This is a genomic window from Nostoc sp. UIC 10630 (genome assembly GCF_010747425.1).
In the GTDB taxonomy this organism is placed as follows: domain Bacteria; phylum Cyanobacteriota; class Cyanobacteriia; order Cyanobacteriales; family Nostocaceae; genus Nostoc.
Map to the genome: position 1 here is coordinate 1 of NZ_JAAGOG010000104.1, position 22,542 is coordinate 22,542.

At 42.3% G+C, this 22,542-nt stretch carries 18 protein-coding genes; 3 read left to right on the forward strand and 15 right to left on the reverse strand.

Annotated elements, in window-relative coordinates:
* The first annotated feature begins 61 nt into the window (after positions 1-61).
* Positions 62-433 carry an SMR family transporter gene (locus tag G1O98_RS22130; protein ID WP_163931863.1) on the forward strand — a complete coding sequence of 124 codons (372 nt, stop codon included), beginning with the start codon at positions 62-64 and terminating at the stop codon, positions 431-433.
* Positions 434-566: 133 nt separating this feature from the next.
* Here the strand turns inward: G1O98_RS22130 and G1O98_RS22135 are convergent, their stop codons facing one another.
* Entirely contained in the window at positions 567-1,616 is a 1,050-nt protein-coding gene (locus G1O98_RS22135; RefSeq protein ID WP_243458501.1) for a threo-3-hydroxy-L-aspartate ammonia-lyase, read from the reverse strand.
* 207 nt (positions 1,617-1,823) lie between these two features.
* On the opposite strand from G1O98_RS22135, the gene G1O98_RS22140 reads away from it, so the two are divergent.
* Positions 1,824-2,636: an SDR family oxidoreductase gene (locus tag G1O98_RS22140; protein WP_163931868.1), complete on the forward strand. Its 813-nt coding sequence runs from the start codon at positions 1,824-1,826 to the stop codon at positions 2,634-2,636.
* A 246-nt stretch (positions 2,637-2,882) separates the two neighbouring features.
* The gene (locus G1O98_RS22145; RefSeq protein ID WP_163931870.1) at positions 2,883-3,083 is read left to right on the forward strand and encodes a heavy-metal-associated domain-containing protein; all 201 of its coding nucleotides are present in this window, start codon (positions 2,883-2,885) and stop codon (positions 3,081-3,083) included.
* Positions 3,084-3,335: 252 nt separating this feature from the next.
* Here G1O98_RS22145 and G1O98_RS22150 read toward each other — a convergent pair whose 3' ends face one another.
* From G1O98_RS22150 to G1O98_RS22220, 14 genes are all read right to left on the reverse strand, one after another.
* Positions 3,336-4,298 (reverse strand): general stress protein, encoded by a 963-nt coding sequence (locus G1O98_RS22150; protein WP_163931873.1) that lies wholly within the window; start codon positions 4,296-4,298, stop codon positions 3,336-3,338.
* A 265-nt stretch (positions 4,299-4,563) separates the two neighbouring features.
* Positions 4,564-5,664: a 3-deoxy-7-phosphoheptulonate synthase gene (gene aroF, locus G1O98_RS22155; protein ID WP_163931876.1), complete on the reverse strand. Its 1,101-nt coding sequence runs from the start codon at positions 5,662-5,664 to the stop codon at positions 4,564-4,566.
* A 402-nt stretch (positions 5,665-6,066) separates the two neighbouring features.
* On the reverse strand, positions 6,067-7,158 hold the full coding sequence (trpD, locus tag G1O98_RS22160; protein WP_163931879.1) for an anthranilate phosphoribosyltransferase: 1,092 nt from the start codon (positions 7,156-7,158) through the stop codon (positions 6,067-6,069).
* Between the two features lie 220 nt (positions 7,159-7,378).
* Positions 7,379-8,608, reverse strand: a complete 1,230-nt coding sequence (gene trpB / locus G1O98_RS22165; protein WP_163931882.1) for a tryptophan synthase subunit beta — start codon at positions 8,606-8,608, stop codon at positions 7,379-7,381.
* Between the two features lie 165 nt (positions 8,609-8,773).
* Positions 8,774-9,589, reverse strand: a complete 816-nt coding sequence (trpA, locus tag G1O98_RS22170; RefSeq protein WP_163931886.1) for a tryptophan synthase subunit alpha — start codon at positions 9,587-9,589, stop codon at positions 8,774-8,776.
* Positions 9,590-10,125: 536 nt separating this feature from the next.
* Positions 10,126-10,953 carry an indole-3-glycerol phosphate synthase TrpC gene (gene trpC / locus G1O98_RS22180; protein WP_163931889.1) on the reverse strand — a complete coding sequence of 276 codons (828 nt, stop codon included), beginning with the start codon at positions 10,951-10,953 and terminating at the stop codon, positions 10,126-10,128.
* 85 nt (positions 10,954-11,038) lie between these two features.
* The gene (locus G1O98_RS22185; protein ID WP_163931892.1) at positions 11,039-13,243 is read right to left on the reverse strand and encodes an anthranilate synthase; all 2,205 of its coding nucleotides are present in this window, start codon (positions 13,241-13,243) and stop codon (positions 11,039-11,041) included.
* Positions 13,244-13,751: 508 nt separating this feature from the next.
* The gene (locus G1O98_RS22190) at positions 13,752-14,936 is read right to left on the reverse strand and encodes a 3-dehydroquinate synthase (protein ID WP_163931895.1); all 1,185 of its coding nucleotides are present in this window, start codon (positions 14,934-14,936) and stop codon (positions 13,752-13,754) included.
* Positions 14,933-15,577, reverse strand: a complete 645-nt coding sequence (locus G1O98_RS22195) for a DsbA family oxidoreductase (protein ID WP_163931898.1) — start codon at positions 15,575-15,577, stop codon at positions 14,933-14,935. Before G1O98_RS22195 ends, G1O98_RS22190 begins: the two co-directional genes overlap by 4 nt.
* Positions 15,578-15,709: 132 nt before the next feature.
* Positions 15,710-16,777 carry a bifunctional chorismate mutase/prephenate dehydrogenase gene (tyrA, locus tag G1O98_RS22200; RefSeq protein ID WP_163931900.1) on the reverse strand — a complete coding sequence of 356 codons (1,068 nt, stop codon included), beginning with the start codon at positions 16,775-16,777 and terminating at the stop codon, positions 15,710-15,712.
* Between the two features lie 18 nt (positions 16,778-16,795).
* Complete coding sequence (locus G1O98_RS22205; protein WP_163931903.1) at positions 16,796-18,082, reverse strand: glycosyltransferase family 4 protein; 1,287 nt, start codon at positions 18,080-18,082, stop codon at positions 16,796-16,798.
* 407 nt (positions 18,083-18,489) lie between these two features.
* Entirely contained in the window at positions 18,490-19,686 is a 1,197-nt protein-coding gene (gene scyF / locus G1O98_RS22210) for a scytonemin biosynthesis PEP-CTERM protein ScyF (protein ID WP_163931906.1), read from the reverse strand.
* Positions 19,687-19,842: 156 nt separating this feature from the next.
* Complete coding sequence (locus tag G1O98_RS22215) at positions 19,843-21,141, reverse strand: ScyD/ScyE family protein (RefSeq protein WP_163931909.1); 1,299 nt, start codon at positions 21,139-21,141, stop codon at positions 19,843-19,845.
* 97 nt (positions 21,142-21,238) lie between these two features.
* A complete protein-coding gene (locus tag G1O98_RS22220; RefSeq protein WP_163931922.1) occupies positions 21,239-22,507 on the reverse strand; it encodes a ScyD/ScyE family protein in 1,269 nt (422 codons plus the stop codon).
* Between the last annotated feature and the right edge of the window lie 35 nt (positions 22,508-22,542).

A 22,542-nucleotide genomic window follows, 5' to 3' on the forward strand; every position in this document is an offset into this window, starting at 1 on the left:
TTACTGAAGAGAATAACAGAGGTTATTTTTTGTGTCTGGGTTATAAAATTTTCTTGAAACTATGAAATTAATAATGCTTCATTTTTCACAATTACCTTGGTTAATTGTTACTATATCTGCTTTCTGCAATTGTCTTGGCAATATTCTAATAAAGCAGTCACGTTTAGCAAGTAATAATTCTAGTAGTTTTATTGTAACCATCACTTCTCCTTGGTTTATTGCTGGTTTGATTGCTTACTGTATAGGGTTACTTTTATTCGCCAAGGCACTAGATAAACTTCCAATTTCTATAGTAGTACCAACATCTCAAGGAATTGGATTTATTTTAGTTACTTTTATTTCCTATTGGCTATTTAAAGAAACTTTGACATTCAACCAAGTTATTGCAGTAAGTTTGATCTTTGCTGGGATTGTTGTCATAGCCTATCAATAATTCTGTATTAAACTACCACCCTGACAATCCCATTTCTTCAAAGGGTGGGAGGTGGGAGTGTCAAAATCCACCAGAAAACAATTTAGGTGAATTCTGGTAATAAATTTACCATAGCCGTTGGTTTCGACTTCGCTCAACCAACTGAGTGGTCGAGAGTTGAGCGTTCGCGTAGTGTCTCGCAGAGAAGTCGAAACTCGTCAACATAGATATTTTTTTCATCAGAAAACAATTTACCAACTTGCGCTAAATCGACATTTCCACCACTGATGATGACACCAATCCTCGACTCTGGTGCTGTCACCACACCTTCGAGTAAGGCTGCGGCTGCAAGTACTCCGGTGGGTTCAACTACAATTTTCAGACGTTCCCACAAGAAAAACATGGTGCGAAGAATTGCTTCTTCAGATACCGTCACCATATCATCGACGTAATGCAGCACTAAGGGGAAAGTAATTTTACCAAGGCTAGGAGTCCGCGCACCATCGGCGATGGTATCAGGATTCTTGACAGTTTGCAGGGTTTTGGTGTGAAAAGAGCGGGTAGCATCGTCGGCAAGTGCTGGTTCTACCCCGATTACTTTACAATTGGGTAAAAGTGCTTTAGCTGCGATCGCACATCCTGAAAGTAATCCGCCACCGCCACAACAAACTAATAGCAAGTCCAATTCACCAACTTCTTGGATCAGTTCTAAAGCAGTTGTTCCTTGTCCAGCGACTACATGGGGATGATCGTAAGGGGGAATCAGTGTCAAAGAGCGCTCATCTGCTAAATTTTGGGCTAATTCTTCTCGGTTTGTTTCTTGGCGATTGTATAAAATTATCTCTGCACCATAGCCACGGGTAGCAGTTTGTTTGACAATGGGTGCATCATCAGGCATGACAATAGTGGTGGGAATATTGAGGAGTTTTCCAGCTAGAGCGATCGCTTGAGCATGATTTCCTGATGAATAGGTGATAACGCCTGTTTGTTTTTGGGCTACCGATAGTTGCGCTAAGGCATTGTACGCCCCTCTAAATTTAAATGCCCCGGTGCGTTGAAAGTTTTCGCATTTAAATAATACTTGGCTATTGGTGCGATCGTTAACCATTCTAGAAGTTAGCACTGGCGTGCGATGGGCAATTCCCAAAATTCGCTCTTGTGCTGCTTGCACATCAGTTATAGTAACGGAATTAGGTTGTGACATTAATGACATATTAAATATTTTTGCTCTTGTTTATATAGATACAGATTTTTATATTTGTGTCTATTATGCTTGATTGAAGCATACTCGTTTCAGGTAGATAGCATCATTTATTGTCTGCATAAAAATAGCTACAGCAAACATTATATATTGTTGTAGCTATTTTTATAGAACTTAAATTAATTAACTCACATTCGCCATTTTTCTAGCATGAATAAAACATCTGAAAGTCGGCAAAAAAAAACTGCTCTAATTACAGGAGCGGCTAGTGGGATAGGCTATCAATTAACCCAAATTTTTGCCCGTCATGGTTATAATCTGGTATTAGTGGATAAGAATGAACAAAAACTTACAGAAATCATAAATGAATTTCCGCAAAAGTTTGATATTTTTGTGAAAATTTTGGCTAAGGACTTATCTATCCCAACATCCCCAGAAGAAATTTTTAGAGAACTCCAGCAAGAATCGATCAAAATTGATGTGCTGGTTAACAATGCTGGCTTTGGTACTTATGGAGCATTTAGCGAAACAGACCTCAGTATTGAACTGCAAATGCTCCAGGTCAATATGGTGACATTGACTCATTTAACAAAGTTATTTCTCAAGGATATGGTCGAGCAAGACTATGGAAAAATATTAAATGTGGCCTCAGCAGCAGCTTTTCAACCGGGGCCTCTAATGGCAGTTTATTTTGCTACTAAAGCCTATGTCTTATCATTTTCAGAAGCGATCGCTAATGAATTAGAGGGTACTGGTGTTAGCGTGACTGTTCTTTGTCCTGGCCCAACAGCATCAGAATTCCAACAAACTGCTGCAATGGAAGATTCTAAAATTGCTAATGTTAACAGAATGATGGACACGGAAACCGTTGCTAAGATTGGTTATCGGGGTTTAATGAAAAATAAAACTGTTGTTGTTCCTGGGATGAGAAATAAAATATTGACCGAAAGCGTCAGATTTACACCCAGAAATCTAGTAACAAAGGTTGTGAGAAGTATGCACGAACTCAAAAAAAATAGGTAGCTCGATATCTTATCCTTTTTCAACTAAATTGCCAGAGTTACTTTCTTCACACAACAAATTGGACAAGGGCATCTACCAAAAACCAGATGGATTAGCCATCCAACAACTAATAATTTAAGTCTAGCTATTATTTATTACTATCCTAGGGATGCTCAATTCCCTGACTCTAGTAAGATGTTTATTCCTTGTCTCAACCGTTATTATTTTGATGAAATAGAAATAAAAGTTGATGAACTGAGGTAAGTAATGGCAATTAAATTGAAAGTTCCAGATATTAAAGGTGATGAGTGCGCCAAGAAAATAACTAAATCTATTTTGACGATGGAATCTGATGCCAAAGTAGATGTGAATGTTGATGCTAAAACTGTAACTGTAGATGCTGCGGCTTCTGAAGAGTCGATTAAACAGATCGTTCAATCTGCTGGTTATACGATAGAAGGCTATTAATTACTTTATCTAAATCTCTTCAGAAATTTAGATGAATTAATTTAGTTTGCACAATTGCTTTGTTACATATTCGCCCGGTTTCCGGGCTGAATATTAATAAAGAGTATTTTCTCTTGTGACACGCTTGAAATACTTGGTTCTCGACTAAAGTTATAAGCTGCAACAGATACAGCTCAAGACTGGAGAATTTTGAAAGTATTGCTATATATTTGTTTGTTCTAACAAAATTATTAAAATTTCCAGTGCTAGTTGTCAAGAACGGATTAACATTGGGTCATAAATCTGAAATTCCTGAATTCCATAATTGCCTACAATAAAGCTAGCCTGTTCAAGTTCATTGTCTGTACCGCTAATAATGAGTATATAATTTCCTTGCTCAATTTGCTCGTTGTAAAAGCGTGCCCAATCATCTGCTATTCCTAGCCTCATCGCGTCAAAGCGCTCACTTAAATTAATATCAGTTGAGCCAATCAATTGAGAGAAATCTTTGCAAACTAAGGAAATCTGATTTGCTGAAAATCCTGCAAAATACATATCGTCAATTGCGGCTTTAGCATTATCTATATTATCAAAACAACTAATAGCATATTTGCTCAAAATCCCACTTTTATTAGGAATGGTAGTAGCGGAATTTGTTGTGGTCAGATAATTTGTAGGTAATTTTTCACTACTTAGAGGCTCGTAAATGCCAAACTCTTCAATACCCCAACGGTGTAGAATTGCCTCTACTTTAGCAATTTCAAAAGATGTACAATCCACGATTATGAAATAGTGTCCATGCTCTACTCGCTCGTTATATGATCTAGCTTGTTCTTCTGATATTCCCCAGCCAACTAGCGCACCAGCAAAAGTGCCAGTAGCAGCACCAATACTTGCACCAACAAGGGTTGTAACCAAAGCAGTTGCAGCTGCGCCAGCCAGCATTATTGGCCCAACTCCAGGGATTGCTAAAGTACCAAGACCTACTAATAAACCGGTCAACCCACCAACAGCGCCCCCTGAAAGCCCTCCTACTGTTGCACCTTCGTCGGCTTTATCACCAGTGCGCTCTTTAATTTGATCATCGGTAATCTGATGATTGCGGTCTGCATTCTGGACAATTACCGATACTTTTTCCATCGCCAAGCCAGAATCTCTCAACTCATGTAGCGCCTGTTCTGCATCTCGACGATGAGTAAATACGCCTACAGCACGTTGATATTGACTTAAAATCATTATTACTCCTTGGTAGCAGGGGAAATTAATTTCCCATAAATTTAGTTTTTCATTACCTGTAATTTTAAATACAATTTGATTTAACTCGGAACTATCCTAAGTAATAAAAATCATTATGGTTAAGACAAGAGATGCGAGGAATCGTCGTCTCTACAATAATCAGTCTTTCGTGCTGATGAAAACCCGACCAACGGATTCTTTTGTTTAAAAAATCTGTTGATCGGGTTTAGCCATTCACAAAAAATTAGCTGAGATTACACTCTGTCTAGTTTGATACTTTTGATGCGAAGAGAATGCGGTTGTCATTAATGCTATCAAATGCAGGTGTAGGCCAGCGATCGACGACTTTGCCAATAATTGACATTTCTTGAACTAAGCGGTCAAATTTATCAGGGGTGAGAGATTGCGGCCCGTCAGATAAAGCTTTTGCAGGATTGGGGTGAACTTCAATCATCAAGGCATCTGTACCAGCTGCGATCGCAGCCATTGCCATCGATGGCACATATTCTGACCTACCAGTACCATGACTAGGATCGATCATAATCGGTAAATGGGTCAGCGATCGCAATACCGGAAGCACAGATAAATCTAAAGTATTCCGGGCATATTTACCATCAAAAGTTCTGATTCCCCGCTCACAAAGAATTACATTTGGATTGCCTGATGCCAAAATATATTCTGCTGCCATCAGCCACTCGTCAATTGTGGCAGACATCCCCCGCTTCAGCAGCACTGGTTTATCTTGAGCGCCTACCTTTTTCAGCAGCGAAAAGTTGTGCATATTTCGCGCCCCGATTTGGATGATGTCAGCTGTTTTCGCCACTGCTGATAAATCGGCAGCATCCATCAATTCTGTGACAATACCCAAACCAGTAGCTTCCCGCGCTGCTGCTAATAAATCTAAAGCACTTTCACCATAACCTTGAAAGGCATAAGGTGAAGTGCGGGGTTTGTAGGCTCCGCCGCGCAGAAACTTCGCTCCTGCTGCCTTGACGCGCTTTGCCGTTTCGACAATCATCGCTTCGTTCTCAACGGAACAAGGCCCAGCTACTACTACGATTGGATGATGTTCGCCGAAATAGACATCACCGTTGGGTGTAGGTACGACAACCTCGCTGGCTTCTCCATGTCGGAATTCTCGGCTTACCCGTTTGAAAGGTTGTTGCACTCGTAATACTTGCTCAATCCAAGGGCTGTACTCTTGAACCTGTAATTTATCGATGCTAGTGGTATCACCAATTAGCCCTAAGACAACTTTATGAGTGCCAATGCTTTTTTCTACCGTGACTTTCCAAGTTTCACTCAGTTCTTCGCTGATGCGGGTAATTTCCTCAGTAGGTGTACCATTTTTAAGTATAATAATCATCTGTTTTTCCTTGTGTAAGTTATTGGGTGTAATATATTGACCCCTCTCCGAAACGGCTACGGCGTAAACACAAGTCTGAAATAGCTAGATTAACTAGGGTTTTACCCCACCCTAAACCTCCCCTTATAAAGGCTACGGTGTACACACATCTTTCTAGAAAACCAAAATCGTCGTAGATCCCCCTAAATCCCCCTTAAAAAGGGGGACTTTGAGAGCTTTTTGCCCCCCTTAAAAGGGGGGTTGGGGGGATCAAAAGCTTATGGTGCAACTTTAGAAGACTTGTGTGTACACCGTAGCCTTATAAAGGGGAGGGAACTAGATTTCTTTTTTCCCCCCTTTATAAGGGGGGATTAAGGGGGGTAATTCGACTTGTGTGTACACCGGAAACGGAGAGAGGTTCGTCTAGTGCAAAAATTCAGCAAGTTGTTCTAGTTTTGTCCAAGCCGCACCGCTTTGCAGAATTTCCTTCGCAAGGGCAATACCTTTGACGCAACCGGCTAAAATATCCGTTTCCCCATGAATGGCTTCACCAACTTGGAGTGCCAGGGCTGTATTTAAAGCGACAACATCCTGTTGCGCTTGCGTGCCTTTACCTTGGAGAACTGCCTTCAAGATTTCGGCATTTTCTTGGACATCTCCACCGTGCAATGCAGCAGTTGGGGCAAAATTCAAACCAAGTTCTTGAGGGTTCAGCGTTAGAGAACGCACCTTTTTATCTTGGAGTACAGCTAAATCGGTGACATCTGCTAAACCAGCTTCATCTAAACGTTCGCGTCCATGAACTGCGATCGCTTGCTGACATCCCAATTGGGATAAAGCTTGCACAATCTCCTCTAGTAGAAGCGGATCGTTCACACCAATAATCTGCCCCGTTGGTCGCATGGGATTTACTAGCGGGCCGAGTAAGTTAAAAACAGTCCGCACCTTCAAAGTTTTTCGTAAATTAGCGATCGCTTTGAGCGCAGGATGCCAACCTGGAGCAAACAAAAAGGTAATTCCAACTTCACCCACTGCGGCTTGTACTTTTTCAGGAGTGGCGTTGAGATTTATCCCCAAAGCTTCCAGCACATCAGCCGAACCGGTCTTACTAGATGCGGAACGATTGCCATGTTTAGCAACTTTTACCCCGGCGGCGGCGGCAACAAAGGCAACAGCAGTCGAGATATTAAAAGTTGAAGCGCCATCTCCACCAGTTCCACAAGTGTCAATTAGGGGGATTGGCGACTGGGTACTGGGTACTGGGGATTGGGATTGTAAGACCGTGGCCATGCCTACCAATTCTTCGGCGGATACGCCTTTAGCTTGAATTGCGGTTAAAATCGCTCCTGATAGGACATGGGGAATGGCATCTGTGAGCCAACCTTGCATCAAATCTTTAGCTTGGGAAACCGTCAACGATTGCCGATTTAACAACTGTTGTAATAAAGCTGGCCAGTTGTAGAACTCAGAAGTGACGGGGATGTTGTCAAGTGAGGTTTTAGTTACAGCTATCATATTTATTGGGCATGGGGCATTGGGCATGGGGTATCAATACGGTTCGGTTAGCTTGTTTACCCTGCGAAGATCCCCCCAACCCCCCTTAAAAAGGGGGGCTAATTTCCTCGTTTACCCCCTTTTTAAGGGGGTCGCCACAGGCGGGGGGATCTTATCCGAACCGTATTGCATGGGGCATGGGTCATTGGTCATTTACGAAGGACAAATGACAAATGACAAATTAAGGAATCAGAACTTTGGCGACGGTTTGTACATCTTTGTCACCTCTACCGGAACAATTGATGACAATGCGGGGGTTGCCTTTTAATTGAGGGCAAAGGGTTTCAAGATATGCGATCGCATGAGCAGTTTCCAAAGCTGGGATAATTCCCTCTAGTTGCGAAAGTCTTTGAAATGCTTCTAACGCCTGTTTATCAGTCACACTGTAATATTCAGCGCGACCAAGATCCTTTAAATAACTATGCTCTGGGCCAACGCCGGGATAATCTAATCCGGCACTTATGGAATGAGCTTCGATGACTTGACCATCATCATCTTGCAGTAAATAACTCATTGCACCATGCAATACACCTATTCTTCCCTTTGTCAAGGTAGCAGCGTGTTTTTCTGTATCTACACCTTCACCCGCCGCTTCCACTCCAATTAGACGTACCGAAGATTCATGGACAAATTCATTGAATAAGCCGATCGCATTGGAACCTCCACCCACACAAGCCAGTAAAATATCTGGTAATCCTCCCCATTTATCCTGGGATTGAGCGCGAGTTTCTACACCAATTACCGCGTGGAAGTCACGGACAATCATCGGGTAAGGATGAGGCCCGGCAACGGAACCGAGGATGTAATGGGTTGTTTCCACATTTGTCACCCAATCCCGAATTGCTTCGGAAGTTGCATCTTTGAGAGTTCCCGTACCCGCCTCTACTGGACGAACTTCTGCACCCATTAATTTCATGCGGAACACATTCAGCGATTGGCGTTCCATATCGTGGATACCCATGTAAATCACGCATTTCAAACCAAACCTAGCACATACAGTTGCAGTGGCTACACCGTGTTGTCCTGCGCCTGTCTCGGCAATAATCCGTTGCTTACCCATGCGTTTAGCTAGCAAAACTTGAGCTAAAGCATTATTAATTTTGTGAGCGCCTGTATGATTTAAATCCTCACGCTTTAAATAAATTTGTGGCCCCGTGCCATCTGGTCTAGCGTAGTTTGTTGTCAGGCGTTCAGCAAAATATAATGGGCTGGGTCGTCCGACGTAATCGCGCAGTAGGTTTTGCAGTTCTGCTTGGAAACTCGGCTCGTTGCGATATTTTTGAAATGCTGCTTCTAACTCACTTAATGCAGGCATTAAGGTTTCGGGGACGTATTTACCGCCAAATCTTCCAAATCTGCCCAAAGAATCTGGTTGGACAGTTGCAGTCTTGATGTCTTGTATGCTTACCACTGGTTAAAATCCTTTTACGTTCAAATATATTTTTGAAAACTTGCACTACAGTCAAGATTCGCTTTGTATTTCCTTCTTGGCGTCCTTGGCGTCTTGGCGGTTCGTTATTCTTCCATCGAACCGCCAAGACGCCAAGGACGCAGAGAGAAGAGAAAGCTTTTTTACTTAGCGTTTTTGCAGGGATACTGGAGTAATTGCTGCTTTCAGTTCCCGACAAAGCTTTTCTACAGCTTGTAATCTTTCGGTTGGGCTACCTTCGGCTAACCGTTTGACAAAGGCACTACCAACAATCACCGCATCTGCTCCCCATTCCCTTACTTGATGCGCTTGTTCTGGCCCGGAAATACCAAAACCAACGCCGATGGGTTTATCAGTGACGCTTCGCAAATCTGTAATTAAATCTTTTACGCGGTCTTGGATTTGAGCGCGGATACCTGTAACGCCTGTAACACTTACCAGGTAGATAAAACCTTGAGATTGACGAGCGATCGCTAAAATTCTATCTTTAGAACTGGTAGGAGCTACGAGTAAAATGACCTCAATCCCAAAAGATGCAGCAGTCTGGATTAATTCTTCTGCTTCTTCTAAGGGTAAATCTGGCACTACTAAGCCTTGCACTCCAGCCGCAGCAATTTGCGCTAAAAATGACTTAATACCCCGGTGCAAAATGGGATTGTAATAAGTAAATAGAATTATTGGCGCTTTCAGTGTGGGAGTTACAGCTTCTAACATCTCTAGCACTTGCTCTAATTTCGTGCCTTTTTGCAAAGCGCGAGTTGCTGCTGCTTGAATTACAGGCCCATCTGCGAGAGGATCGGAGTAGGGAATGCCCAACTCGATAAAGTCAGCACCGTTGCGATCTAAGATACGTAAAGCCTCGGCAGTGGTTTTTAAGTTAGGATCACCTGCTGTGATAAAGGGGATTAAAGCACACTGTTGGCGATCGCGTAAAGTTTGAAAAGAGTCGGAAATAGAAGTCATTTTGAAAAATAGTTAATGATTAGTTAATAATTCTGGAAAAATCAACATTTAGGAATTAGCGATACCCACGCTATATTTGTTGTTGTTGAGTCTTTGATCTCCGTCAACGAGTCTTTTATCTCCGTTAATGAGTCTTTTAGCTCCGTTAATGAGTCTTTTAGCTCCGTTAATGAGTCTTTTAGCTCCGTCAGCGAGTCTTTTAGCTCCGTTAACGAGGCTTTTATCTCCGTTAATGAGGCTTTTATCTCCGTTAACGAGTCTTTTAGCTCCGTTAATGAGGCTTTTATCTCCGTTAACGAGTCTTTTAGCTCCGTTAACGAGTCTTTTAGCTCCGTTAACGAGTCTTTTAGCTCCGTTAACGAGTCTTTTAGCTCCGTCGTCGAGTATTAGAGCTTCATTTTTGAAGTAATATAGCGCTTCTCGCTTGGATGCAATACACTTTGACCTCTCTCCAAACCTCTCTCCTAAAAGGAGAGAGGCTTTGAATCTTACTCCCCTTCCCTTGCAGGGAAGGGGCTGGGGATTAGGTCTGTATTCTAAGAAAGCCTCAAAAGACTCAGCACAGCTTGTTCTACATCGCTTTGTTTAACTAAAGATTCTCCGACCAAAACCGCACGTACACCAGCTTCAGCGACAAGAGATAAATCAGCAGGTGTATACAGTCCAGATTCACTGACAACAGTGATATCCAAACTTTGCAAATATTGCTGACGTTGTGCTAAAAGTTGCTGGGTTATTCCTAAATCAACCGTAAAATCTTCTAGATTGCGATTGTTGATTCCTACTAAATGTAAGTCGTCAAGCTTAAGAACTCTATCCAGTTCAGCCAAAGTATGGACTTCCACCAGTGCAGTCATGCCCAAATCATGAATCACTCGCAGAAAGTTTTGCAGTTCTTGGTCTGATAAGATAGCGGCAATCAACAAAACTGCATCTGCGCCTGCTGTCCGTGCTAGATAGATTTGATAGGGGTCAATGATGAATTCTTTGCACAGTAGGGGTAATGCAACGTGCGATCGCACATTACGCAGATTATCAAAACTGCCCTGAAAAAACTTATGATCGGTGAGGACTGATAGACAAGCTGCACCACCTCGTTCATAAGCTTGAGCGATCGCAACTGGGTCAAAATCAGCCCGAATAATCCCACGGCTGGGTGATGCCTTTTTTACCTCGGCAATTAAGCTAGGTTGCTGAGGATTTTCTTGCAAAGCAGTCAAGAAATTTCGGATAGTTGGAGCCGCAATTAATTGCTGTTGCAAAGAAGCTAGAGGAAATTCCTGCTGCATCTGTGCAACTTCTTGCCTTTTATGCAACACAATCTCTTCAAGAATATGGCGAGAAGCGGTAACTTGGTTAGTCATAATCTATTAACAGGGAGCAGGGGGCAGGGGGCAGGGAGAATGACAAATGACCAATGACCAATGACCAATGACCAATGACCAATGACTAATGACCAATGACCAATGACTCTTCGATGTGTGTATATGCACGCACCACATTTTTAATGATTTCCAGACCAACTTCTCCCGCTAAAGTCATGATTGATTCTGGATGAAACTGAACGGCGGCGATGGGAAGTGTCTGATGTTCAATACCCATAATTACGTTGTCATCAGAAATCGCTGTCACTTTCAGTTCTTTCGGTAAATACTGCGGGAGAGCAAATAATGAGTGATATCTACCCACGGTAAAGGATTCTGGTAAATTCTTGAAGGTAACAGAATCGGAATCAGTAACGAAAATCCGTGAAGATTTCCCATGTTGAGGATAGTTGAGAACTCCCAATTGTCCATCAAAAGCTTCAACGATGCCTTGCAGCCCTAGACAAACTCCAAAAATGGGAATTTTGCGATGAAGAAGCGCACCAACAGTCTGGGGAACCCGAAAATCACTTGGTCTACCAGGGCCAGGAGATAATACAACTAAGTCAGGGCGTTCTGTATCGAATAGCGATTCTGAGAAACCATGACGTAATGTGGTGACGCTTGCACCAGTTTGGCGAATGTAATTAGCTAATGTATGAACAAAAGAGTCTTCATAATCTATTAGTAAGATGCGTTTGCCAGTTGCCACACAAGGGAGGATTTTAGCTGATTTTCGAGAACTGGATTCATCAATTTTGTAACTGCTTTGCTTAACACGGCGAATTGTTTCAAATAAAGCAGCAGCTTTGGTGATTGTTTCTTGTTCTTCTGCTTGGGGTATGGAGTCATAAAGGACAGTCGCACCAACTCGGACTTCGGCGATGCAGTCTTTTAATCGAATTGTCCGCAGAATTAAGCCAGTATTCAAATTCCCATTGAAGTTTAAATAACCGACTGCGCCACCATACCAACGTCGGGCGCTACGTTCATTCTGTTCAATAAAATCTATTGCGGCTTTTTTAGGTGCGCCGGTGACTGTAACCGCCCAAGTGTGGGAGAGAAAGGCATCTAAAGCATCAAATTGCGATCGCAGTGTCCCTTCAACATGATCTACTGTATGAATTAAATGGCTGTATAATTCAATTTGGCGACGACCAATCACTTGTACTGAACCAGGTTCACATATTCGAGATTTGTCATTGCGATCGACATCAGTACACATGGTCAACTCAGCTTCATCTTTGTGCGAGTTGAGTAAATGACGAATTTGCACCGCATCATCAAGAGCATCTAGTCCCCGGCTAATAGTGCCACTAATAGGACAAGTTTCTACCCGCTTCCCTTCAACTCGCACAAACATTTCTGGAGATGCGCCAATCAGATATTCTCCACCTAAGTTAAAAATAAACCCATAAGGACTAGGATTTATATCCTTTAAAGTTTCAAATAGTTTGCTGGGTTCATCTTCATAGCCTTCAAAAAAGTTTTGGCTAGGAACAACTTCAAATAAATCGCCTCGGCGGAAATAATCGAGTGCAGACTCAACTTTTTTGGCATATTCGCCTACTTTATGGTCAGCAGTTTGATTAGGGGTAAGATGTTTTCCGCGATAATCAAGAGACTCACCTGTTCGAGGCAGATTTTTTGTATTGCCGTGCGCTGTTTCAAACTCATATTGTAGACGAAATGCGCGTTGTTGATAGTAATCAACAACTATCAATTCATCAGGGAGATAAAGCACCAAATCACGCTGATCTGTAGGACGTTCTAGACGTTGGGTAATTGGTTCAAACTGAAAAACTAAGTCATAACCAAAAGCCCCATACAATCCTAAATGCTCATCTTCTGGGCTAGAGAAAGTATGTAGAATTTCGCGGACAACTGTAAATGCTGAAGGTTGTTTACTGCGTTCTTCTTCAGTGAATAATCTCTTACTAGATTTAACAAAGCCGACAATATTGTTATTGTCTAGGGTAACTTTCTCAAGTTGGATTGAGTTGGATAAACACTCTAATAGCAATGGTAGAAGTACTTGACCGCGTTCATTCAACGCTATCAAATTGAAAGCATTTTCCTGTGTAGTTAATTCCAATGGTGGATTGACAAATCCGATCGCCCATCTTTTATATCTGCCTGGATATTCGTAGCTGCTTCTTAGCAAACCGCCACGCTGAGAATTTAAATGAAACAGAATATCTTCGAGGGCAGTGTCCATCTTCACTTCGGTGATCGAGCGAGAAACAATTACGCCGCCAAGGGTTTTATAGGAACGGGAATTAAAAATCATCGGTAATTTCTCTGTAAGAGTGATTAGTCAAAAGCTATTAATGATTATTAGTAGTTATTTATAGGCAGATAAAAAATTAGATGATTCAATATCAATCCAAATCAAGCTATTTCAATCTGCGGATTATTTGGGAAAATGTAATTAAAAACTTTTTGCTTCTTATTTAAGAGTACTAGATATCAAGCAGATAATACATTGAATAATTTTTAGATTGGGTGTCAATTTATTCGCTTTTTGTACTAATTATTTATTGTTATTTTTAATAATATTGGTTGAGTTTATCCGCCTCTATCAAAAGTAAGATATTGTCTTAAAATTTAGTATTATATCTATGCTTTTAAAATTCAATCTATCCCTTCAGCATAACTTGTAAAATATCTTGTTATTTCTCAGCGTTATCTGTGCCTCTGCGGTTTAAAATTCATTTATCGAACCACAGAGGCGCAGAGGACACAGAGTAAAGAGAACGATAATTTTTACCCACTTTGAAAGGGTTAATTCTACAATCTTAAAATTCCCGCAATAATGATATTGCTTGCCTATACAACAACAAATTTACCTCATGAACTTCAATTGCTTTTCCAATCCCTTGTAGCAACGTTAAAGTCAATTCTCCACCCAAGTGTTCGCGGAATTCAGTTAAACCTCGAAACAAACAATCAGGATGTTCTAGTTGTGATAACTTCTGGGCTAGTTCTGGCACATACAGCGTGAAACCCAACGCCGATAAAGTATTTAATATTCGTTGCCATTCTGAACAATCAAGTAATCCTGCTAAATAAGAATAAGTGCTATCCAAAGCAATACCGATCGCAACGGCTTCGCCATGACGCAAACGATAATTTGTCAAATGCTCCAGTTTATGAGCCGCCCAATGTCCAAAATCTAGGGGACGAGACGAACCCATTTCAAAAGGATCGCCGCTATTGGCAATATGTTCTAGGTGCAACTGGGCGCAACGATAGATAACCTGTTGCATAGCATCCATGTCTCGCCACCCAAGGGCTTTGCTGTGAGAGTGGATAAAATCAAAAAAGTTAGCATCCTTAATCAGCGCCACTTTGACGGCTTCTGCAATCCCAGAACGCCAATCGCGATCGTCTAATGTTGTCAAGAACGCAGAGTCATTTATAACTGCATAAGGTGGCGCAAATGTGCCAAGGAAGTTCTTTTTACCAAAGGCATTGATGCCGTTTTTTACCCCAACCCCAGAATCATTTTGTGCTAACACCGTTGTCGGAACTCGAATCAGGCGAATTCCCCGGTGAGCAGTTGCAGCAGCATATCCTACCAAATCCAATATCGCCCCGCCCCCGATCGCTAACACATAAGAATGGCGACATAATCCGGCTGTTTCAATGAGTTGCTGGATTTGCTCTACTAAAGCGCGATCGTTTTTGGCAGCTTCTCCTCCCGAAATTATCATGGGTTCGGCTGCGATCGCTAGTACTTCTCCATAAAACTTGGTATACGCAACTAATTGCTTCACCAATTCCGGTTGATACTTTAATATTCCTGCGTCTATCACCGCAACTATTTTCTTCGGCTTTGTCTCCTCATCTGCTGTAACCACTTGCGCTAAGGTGGGGTTTTTCAACTCAAATAAATTTTGGGTGAAGTAAACCTCATAGTTAAAAGTAACCGAAACACGTTGATGAATTAATCTACTTTTTTGCTTGATGTCAACTATCATATTTTTGCAGGTATATCTAAAAGTGCAGTACTATTCAAAGCTTCAAGGAATGCCTCTACCGAGTGAGAACCATTTACCTTGACTTGATTATTCATGATGAAAAACGGCACGCTGTTGATGCCATTTAATCGAGCAAATGCCGATTCAGCAACAACGGCATCAACCACATTACGATCGTTTAATTGCAACTTTAATTCGGTAGCATTCATCTGGTATGCTGTACCGATGGCAACAATAACGTTAATATCTCCAATATTCAAACCCTCTTCAAAGTAAGCTCTATAAATAGCTTCGACGACATCATTTTTTACGTTTGCGGGCGCTAATGCAATTAGTTGATGAGAAAGCTTAGTATTTACAGCCAAACGGATTTTTTCAAAATCTAGCTTAACTCCAGCCGCCTCACCTGCGCGTTGCGTATAATCAAACAGATGTTGCAGTTCTTCCACTTTAATGCCCTTTCTATCTTGCATAAAGTTTCGAAATTCGTACCCCTCAGCAGGAACAGTATTATCCAGAAGAAAGGGATGCCATCGGATATTTACTTCTTGTTCTTGCCATTGTGCCACTGCATCAAACAGATGTTTTTTCCCAATTCTGCACCAAGGGCAAACGATATCATGAAAGATATCTATCAGCATAGTTTTTCTTCTTTATCTCATTTCTTTGTGAGTATGTGCAAAATTTTCTTTCTTCCTTTGCGTCCTACCCTTCGGGAAGCAACTTCGTGTCTATGCGTCCTTTGCGGTTCGTCCCTCAAATAGAATTATTCCTCAAATGCTAATATTTGTGTGCATCTGAGCCGTTGTATTTAAAGGTTGGAGAAAACTGTTAATTTTCCCTTCCAAAAAACTTTGAGTATTTTCAAACTCTTTAATTAATGCCTCTCTATCCTTTCTAGCCACTAGTCTAGCCAATCGGCTGTAAGTTTTAGCTAAAAAGCTAATAGCATTACACCTTTCTTCAGTAGCTAGCATAATATCAACACATAAATTGGGATTTTGAGAAAACAAACGTTTCACAATATCGATTTCTTGACGATAGTTAGGAGTTGACATTGTTAAACTATGCTCTATCTCCACTCTTGATTGTGCTAAGAAAACACCAAGGCTAAATCTACAGAAATGCTGCGTTGCTTGAATAATCACCATTATTTGATCGTGTTCTTCAGGCGTGCAAACAATTAATTCACCACCTTTACCTTTCAGAAAATCTAATAACCATTGAAATGAATCATCATTTCGACCTCGACACACTACCACTTTTTGTCCCAAAAACGATTTGATATTTGGCCCAAACATTGGATGTAAACCCATAACGGGGCCGCAATGGTATTCGAGCATTGCTTGAGTAGGCTGTGTTTTAATACTTGTGATGTCACACAAAGCTGTAGTTGGAGCAAGATATTTTGCTGCTCGCTTGATAACATCAACCGTATATTCAATAGGAACGCTTACTAATACTAATTCTGCCTGAGTTAACAGTTTATCTGCGTATTCCCAATCATCATATTCGAGAACGCTAACATTGTGACCTACTAAAGAAAGTTGCTCTTTAAATAATCTTCCCATCCTGCCGTGTCCACCGACGATGGTAACTTGTCGGGGAATGACATAATTTGTGGCAGATTTAGGGGTAAGACTGGCATGACAACTCTTTACTAAATCCGCCCAAACAGACTCAGGAATACCAGCTTGAGCGAGTAGGGGAGCGACATCAGCCAGTTGTTCATCTAAAGAAGGCTGTTCTGATGCTAATAATAATATGCGATCGCTAAGTAAGGCGATTAAGCTCTGGTCAGTTTTCTTAAGCTCATCTGAATAAGAGGATTTCAGAGGCATTTTTCCCGTCCCCAATTTTCAAATATCAACAAGTGATTCTTTAGAACTCATTTCTGGCAAAATATCCAAGTTTGTTGCTCTTTTGGCGATCGCATCAGCAAATAACTCTTCATATCGGTCTAGCGCTTGCTCAAAGGAATAGTTTTCTACCGCAAACTTTCTTCCCTTACGTCCTAATTGCGCTGCTAATTCCGGCTGATGATATAAATCTAGCACCGCCGCAGCCAAAGCATCTGCTGACTCAGGCTCAACGATAACACCACCACTTTGTCTGATAGCTTTCGCAGCAGTCCCAAGGGCGGGAACCGAACCCACAATAGGGCGACCACTGGCTAACAACAGTGGTATTTTAGAAGGCATATTGAAGGAAATCACATTCCGCTTTTGCACAATCAACCCCACATCTGCGGCAGCTAACATTTGCGGTAGTTTTTCTCGCACTTCCAATGGTAAAAGTAAAACGTTATCTGCACCACAAGCAAGACAATGTTTTTGCAACCTTTCGAGGGCTTGAGATTCGCCTGCTACGACAAAGATAATTTCTTTTAGATGACGTAAACGGGCTGCTGCTTCTATTACTGTCTCCAAACCTTGTGTAAGAGCGATATTACCTGAATAAAGCACTACAAATTTACCATCGAGTTGATGAGTAGCTCTCCAAGAGTTATTTTCCCTCGGTAACGGGCGGATAAAATTTAAATTCACCCAATTGGGAATGCAAGCAATTTTATTAGCAGGTACACCTTTATTTTTTAAATTATCTACAAAGCCATCGGCTATCACACTAATAGTATGTGCAGTTCGATAAGCGAATTTTTCTAAAGCTTCTAGAGCTTTAATCATCAACTTATTCTTAATTAGCCCAACACGCACACCAGCTTCCGGGAGGATATCTTGCACATTCAGTACTACTGGACAGTTGTATAGCCAACCTATCAAAGTTGCAGGTAAACAAACTAGTAGCGGTGGTACTGTTAAGAGAATTACATCAGGTCGCTCGCCCTTGAGTGCTTGTGGCAAACTTGTAAAAACAAAGCTCAACTCTAGCAGTAGTCGATCTACAAGGTTAGGTTTAGACTTAATCCGCAGGTAACTACGCTGAATTTTGACACCGTTTTTCTGTTCAGTAACATATAACTTACCTCGATACCCGTCGTAAATCTGGCGCTGAGGATAGTTAGGCATACCTGTAATTACCCGCACTTGATGCCCTCGCTTCACCAGCCCTTCTGCTAGTTCAGTCATCAAAGGTGCAATACCAATTGGTTCTGGATGATAGTTGTATGAATAAATCAGAATTTGCATAAACTATTAATTTCCTGGAAGCACCTTGATAATGTTGGCTTTGTTGTGTTCGTTTTTCCCTTGTTCGTAAGGTGAGCGTTGCCCACCTAGTGCTGTCAAAGTTAGTTTGGATTAAACTGTAAATTTCTCTTCATTAACTAGTACTCTATCAAGCGATCTTTGTAGTAAGCACTTTAGTCCTTAGATAATAAAGACTAAAGTCGAATGGCACGCTTGTTAATCGCAAAGCCCTGATATAACTTGCTTTTTGAGTGTGGGGAGTGTGGGGGGTAAGACTTCTTCCCCGTCCTCCCACACCTCCCACACCCTGCCAGCAAGGAGGTTTCAGCTTTTCTTAGTGCCATTCGACTAAAGTCCTTGCTACGAACTAGCTTATGAGTGAATGCTATTCAAGCAAGCATCGGAACTCAGTATTGTTTTTGCAGTTCTTTATCTAAACTGAAGACTGGTTTTTGTTGTCCACGCTTCCGCAATGTGACGGTAGCAGCCCCAAGTCCAAGTAATGCTAAACCCAATGCTGAACCAGGTTCAGGTACTTGCTTTCTGTCTTCTACGTTTAGCACTTGGACGCGACCTTGGAAGAAATCGCCCACATAAAGCTTGCCATCTTTGTAGCTTGTGCCACCCGTCCAGTTAAATCTGCCGGGAGTGAGGTCAAGGGGATTGCCAAAAGGAGGGCCAGTTAATGCTGGAGGCGGTACCGGATTACCTGATGCATCGCGGGCATTTTCACCGAAGGAAGTCAAGAAGTTACCGTTTTTATCAAACACCTGGACGCGGCTATTGATAGAATCAGCTACATAAACATTCTCTTGGTCGTCCACTTCGATGCCAATTGGCTGAAGAAGCTGTCCAGGGCCGCTACCTGCTGAACCAAATGCCAACAGAGGGTTGCCATTGGGATCAAGTACTTGAACGCGGTTATTATACTGGTCAGCTACAAAGATATTTCCACTAACTGGGGAAATTCTTACACCTGCTACACCTTGGAATTGCCCAGGTGCAGTGCCCAGAGTGCCACCAATGACACCAATTTGCTGTCCGTCTGATGTGAATTTAAGGATTCTTTCGCCATTAAAATCACCGATGTACACATTGCCAGTTTTGTCAAATGTCACACCAGATGGCCCAAAGAAAAGCCTACCCTCTACAAGAGGGGTAAATTCTCCATTTGCAAAGGATCTAATAAAGTTACCCTGAGAATCGAATTGATTGATGCGGTTGTTGTAAACATCACCTGCGTACAAATCCCCTGTTACGGGATTAAAGTCTACAGTTGTTGGCTCGTCAAACTGTCCGGGGCCTGTGCCGCCGGAGCCAATTGCCCCAATATACTGACCGCTTGGACTAAATTTTTCAATTTTGTTACCGAGGTTGTAGTTAGGAGTACCATCCGGGTTAACACCGCGTCCGTTAGCTATGAGGGTATTCCCTTGGCTATCCACCGCTATCCCTTGAGGGACAAAGAGTTCTCCAGGGCCAAAGCCGGGGCTACCGATACTTCTGTCGTAAGTTAATGTTACAGCCTTGGCTTGGGCTGCTGTTGCCAACACTATGAATCCAGTACCGAGAATGCCGATTGACAAATTTTTGACTAATCCCATAAGTTTTAAGCCTTGGTTCTATGAGGTATACTCGTTCCTAGACTAATTTCGTTCCCAGTCTCAGTTTGGGAAATCTAAAATTTGGGCTGCTGCCTCTTGTTTGAAATGCAACTTTCTCTGTGAGGCAGCAGCCTATTCTGTAAGCTTTACCAGGAATTAGACAGTCTCTGCTTTCACTAATTCTTTGCTGCGTTTGCGCTTCAGCATTGAAGTTGCACCTAAAGCACCAGCTACTATCAGACCCATTGCAGAGGTAGGTTCGGGGACTGTGGTTACTCTCGGATCAATCTTGATAACTTGTCCTGTGCCTGCAAGTCTGGCTCGGTTTGCGATATACAAATTACCATCAGGTCCATAGGTGATGCCAGAAGCAGCTTCTAGACCATCACCACTCCAGATAGTTTCACGAGTTCCATCGGTGGCTATTTTGATCAAAGAACCACTAATATCACCAGTGATAATACCGCCCTGTTGAATTTCTTTCCATTCGGAAGTATTGATGTGTTGTAAGGCGTACAAATTGCCGTCAGGGTCATAAGCTACGCCAGTCAGCTGTGTAAAGCCATCGGCGATAACATTTGATTGCAAGGTGTTGGGGTCAACGCTAAAGATCCGCGCTTCTCCTTCTGGATAAGGAAAATAAGTGTATTCGCTAACTGTTAAACTGCCATCTGGAGCGATCGCAATTCCTGTCGGTACTGATTGCTGGGTTACAGGAAGCGCAGATGGATCTACATCTGGCCCCAGATCGGGATATTCAAGTTTACTTCTATCTATCGTTTTCTGAGGGAATGCAGCTACCTTGTTAATACCACTGCCATCGAGTCCTACAGAATATATTGTGTTTCCACCGCCATCAACCATGTAAGCAGTCTCGCCTTTAATGGCAAAAGCATAAGGGTTGGAAATTAAATCAGTACCATCAGGATTAAATGCAGTTTCATAAGCTGCAAAATCGGCAAGGGTTGTCAACCCACCAGTACTTAAGTCTACTTTGTATAATTTACCAAGATCAGGCGATTTTAAAACGGTATCACGATTGGTTGGATCGCCTGCAAGACCGGTCAACAAATAAGCGTTACCGAGAGAATCAAATTTAATATCGGCAGGCCCGGCTGCTTGTTCTCCAGAAGGCGATAATGCTAAAGAAGTGAGATCAGAAATTATATTTGTTTTTGTACCGTCCTGAGCAATTTTGAGCAGGGAGCCATTTTGACCAGCACATAAAGGAATATATCCTGCGCTAGGAGATGGAATACATCTTCCATCTTTTCCATCACCACCAGAACCACTTTCTGTAACATAAAGGTTGCCAGTAGAATCAAAGCCGATTCCGCGTGGATTACTAAGACCATCGGCAACTACTGTTAGGCTTGCAGCTTCGGCTGATTTTGGTGCAGAAACGGCAGCAATGCAAACAGTCAAAAGTGTAAGAGTAAGTGATTTGAGTTTCATACCTTTAGAGATTGAGAGTTAAGTAAGTGGAAAACTTTATGGGTTTAAAGACAACGAATCCCAGTCTTTGAGGAACGCGCAATTGGTTTGAAACTCTTTAGTTCAGATTTATGGGAGGTGTGGGGATTCTCTTCTTATGCAACCAACCAACACCCAAGGCTGCGATCGCTAATACGCCTAAAGTAGAATCAGGTTCAGGGATAGATTTGGTATTCTCAAGTTTGAGAACTTGTCCAAATCCAGGGCGATCACCTCGGTTTGTGACGTATACTGCACCATCAGCACCAATAGTCAAGGCGCTAGGCGACTCTAATCCATTGCCACTCAGCAGAGTTGTGCGAGTGCCATCGGCAGCTATTTTGATGACAGAACCATCAAAATCACCCTTCCAAGCTGACTGATTTGCGTACTGCAAAGCATATAAATTGCCTTCGGTATCAAATTCCAAGTCGGTGAGTTGGGTAAAACCATCGGCGAAGACTGTTGGTAAACCATCAGCACTAACTCGATAGATTTTTGCCCCACCTTCAGCAAAGGGAAAACCAGTAAATTGGCTGACGTAATAAGCACCATCGGGGCCTTTTGCCACGTTTGAAGGTACTGCTTGGGTTGCAAACTGCTCTCGCACCTCTTCACCTTGAGATGGCACTTGCGCCGGTTCATTGGACGGGGAACCGGAAGGTGGGAAGACGGGATTAGCTAATATGTCTTCAGGGAATGTGGTAATGGCTTGCAAATTTCTCCCGTCAGTATTAACGCTGAGTAGGTTGTTTGCACCTGCATCAACTGCAACTAACTTATTGCCATCTATGACAAAACCCAAGGGATTGCTACCAAGATCACCACCATCGGGATTGTTGGCGAGTTCATAGTTAGCTAAATCGGCAACACTCGTCCAGGAATTGGTTTTAAAATCGGGAGTGATGATTTTGCCGAGGTCAGTGTAACCTAAATTGCGATCGCGAAAAGCCGGATTAGCCGCATATCCAATCAAAACATAAGGTTTACCTGTAGCATCAAATTTAATGTCACGAGGGCCAGCGGCTCCAGTGCCATCTGGTAATGCTAAGGAAGGAAGTCCTGTAAGTATGCGTTCGGTTTTACCATTTTCAATTTTGGTAACTGCTCCACTTGTGCCATAGCATAGAGAATCGCCTTGACCACTTGCTGGTGGAACGCAAGCGCCACTTCCCCCTATTCCCGCCTCTGTAACATAGAGATTACCATCAGGACTAAAGCTCAGACCGCCGGCATTATATAGACCGTCGGCGATTACTGAAAAGGATGCGGCTGACGCAGCTTTCATTCCAGAAAAAGCGGCAACACAAAAAGTGAGGATAGTAATAGTGAATGGCTTCAGTTTCATATTTTGTTCTTTGTCATTTGTCATTGGTCATTTGT

What these genes read in the sequence shown, in the direction of transcription:
- G1O98_RS22130 (WP_163931863.1), top strand. Translation starts at nt 62, where the DNA reads ATGAAATTAATAATGCTTCATTTTTCACAATTACCTTGGTTAATTGTT.
- G1O98_RS22135 (WP_243458501.1), bottom strand. Translation starts at nt 1,616, where the DNA reads ATGTCACAACCTAATTCCGTTACTATAACTGATGTGCAAGCAGCACAA.
- G1O98_RS22140 (WP_163931868.1), top strand. Translation starts at nt 1,824, where the DNA reads ATGAATAAAACATCTGAAAGTCGGCAAAAAAAAACTGCTCTAATTACA.
- G1O98_RS22145 (WP_163931870.1), top strand. Translation starts at nt 2,883, where the DNA reads ATGGCAATTAAATTGAAAGTTCCAGATATTAAAGGTGATGAGTGCGCC.
- G1O98_RS22150 (WP_163931873.1), bottom strand. Translation starts at nt 4,298, where the DNA reads ATGATTTTAAGTCAATATCAACGTGCTGTAGGCGTATTTACTCATCGT.
- aroF (WP_163931876.1), bottom strand. Translation starts at nt 5,664, where the DNA reads ATGATTATTATACTTAAAAATGGTACACCTACTGAGGAAATTACCCGC.
- trpD (WP_163931879.1), bottom strand. Translation starts at nt 7,158, where the DNA reads ATGATAGCTGTAACTAAAACCTCACTTGACAACATCCCCGTCACTTCT.
- trpA (WP_163931886.1), bottom strand. Translation starts at nt 9,589, where the DNA reads ATGACTTCTATTTCCGACTCTTTTCAAACTTTACGCGATCGCCAACAG.
- trpC (WP_163931889.1), bottom strand. Translation starts at nt 10,953, where the DNA reads ATGACTAACCAAGTTACCGCTTCTCGCCATATTCTTGAAGAGATTGTG.
- G1O98_RS22185 (WP_163931892.1), bottom strand. Translation starts at nt 13,243, where the DNA reads ATGATTTTTAATTCCCGTTCCTATAAAACCCTTGGCGGCGTAATTGTT.
- G1O98_RS22190 (WP_163931895.1), bottom strand. Translation starts at nt 14,936, where the DNA reads ATGATAGTTGACATCAAGCAAAAAAGTAGATTAATTCATCAACGTGTT.
- G1O98_RS22195 (WP_163931898.1), bottom strand. Translation starts at nt 15,577, where the DNA reads ATGCTGATAGATATCTTTCATGATATCGTTTGCCCTTGGTGCAGAATT.
- tyrA (WP_163931900.1), bottom strand. Translation starts at nt 16,777, where the DNA reads ATGCCTCTGAAATCCTCTTATTCAGATGAGCTTAAGAAAACTGACCAG.
- G1O98_RS22205 (WP_163931903.1), bottom strand. Translation starts at nt 18,082, where the DNA reads ATGCAAATTCTGATTTATTCATACAACTATCATCCAGAACCAATTGGT.
- scyF (WP_163931906.1), bottom strand. Translation starts at nt 19,686, where the DNA reads ATGGGATTAGTCAAAAATTTGTCAATCGGCATTCTCGGTACTGGATTC.
- G1O98_RS22215 (WP_163931909.1), bottom strand. Translation starts at nt 21,141, where the DNA reads ATGAAACTCAAATCACTTACTCTTACACTTTTGACTGTTTGCATTGCT.
- G1O98_RS22220 (WP_163931922.1), bottom strand. Translation starts at nt 22,507, where the DNA reads ATGAAACTGAAGCCATTCACTATTACTATCCTCACTTTTTGTGTTGCC.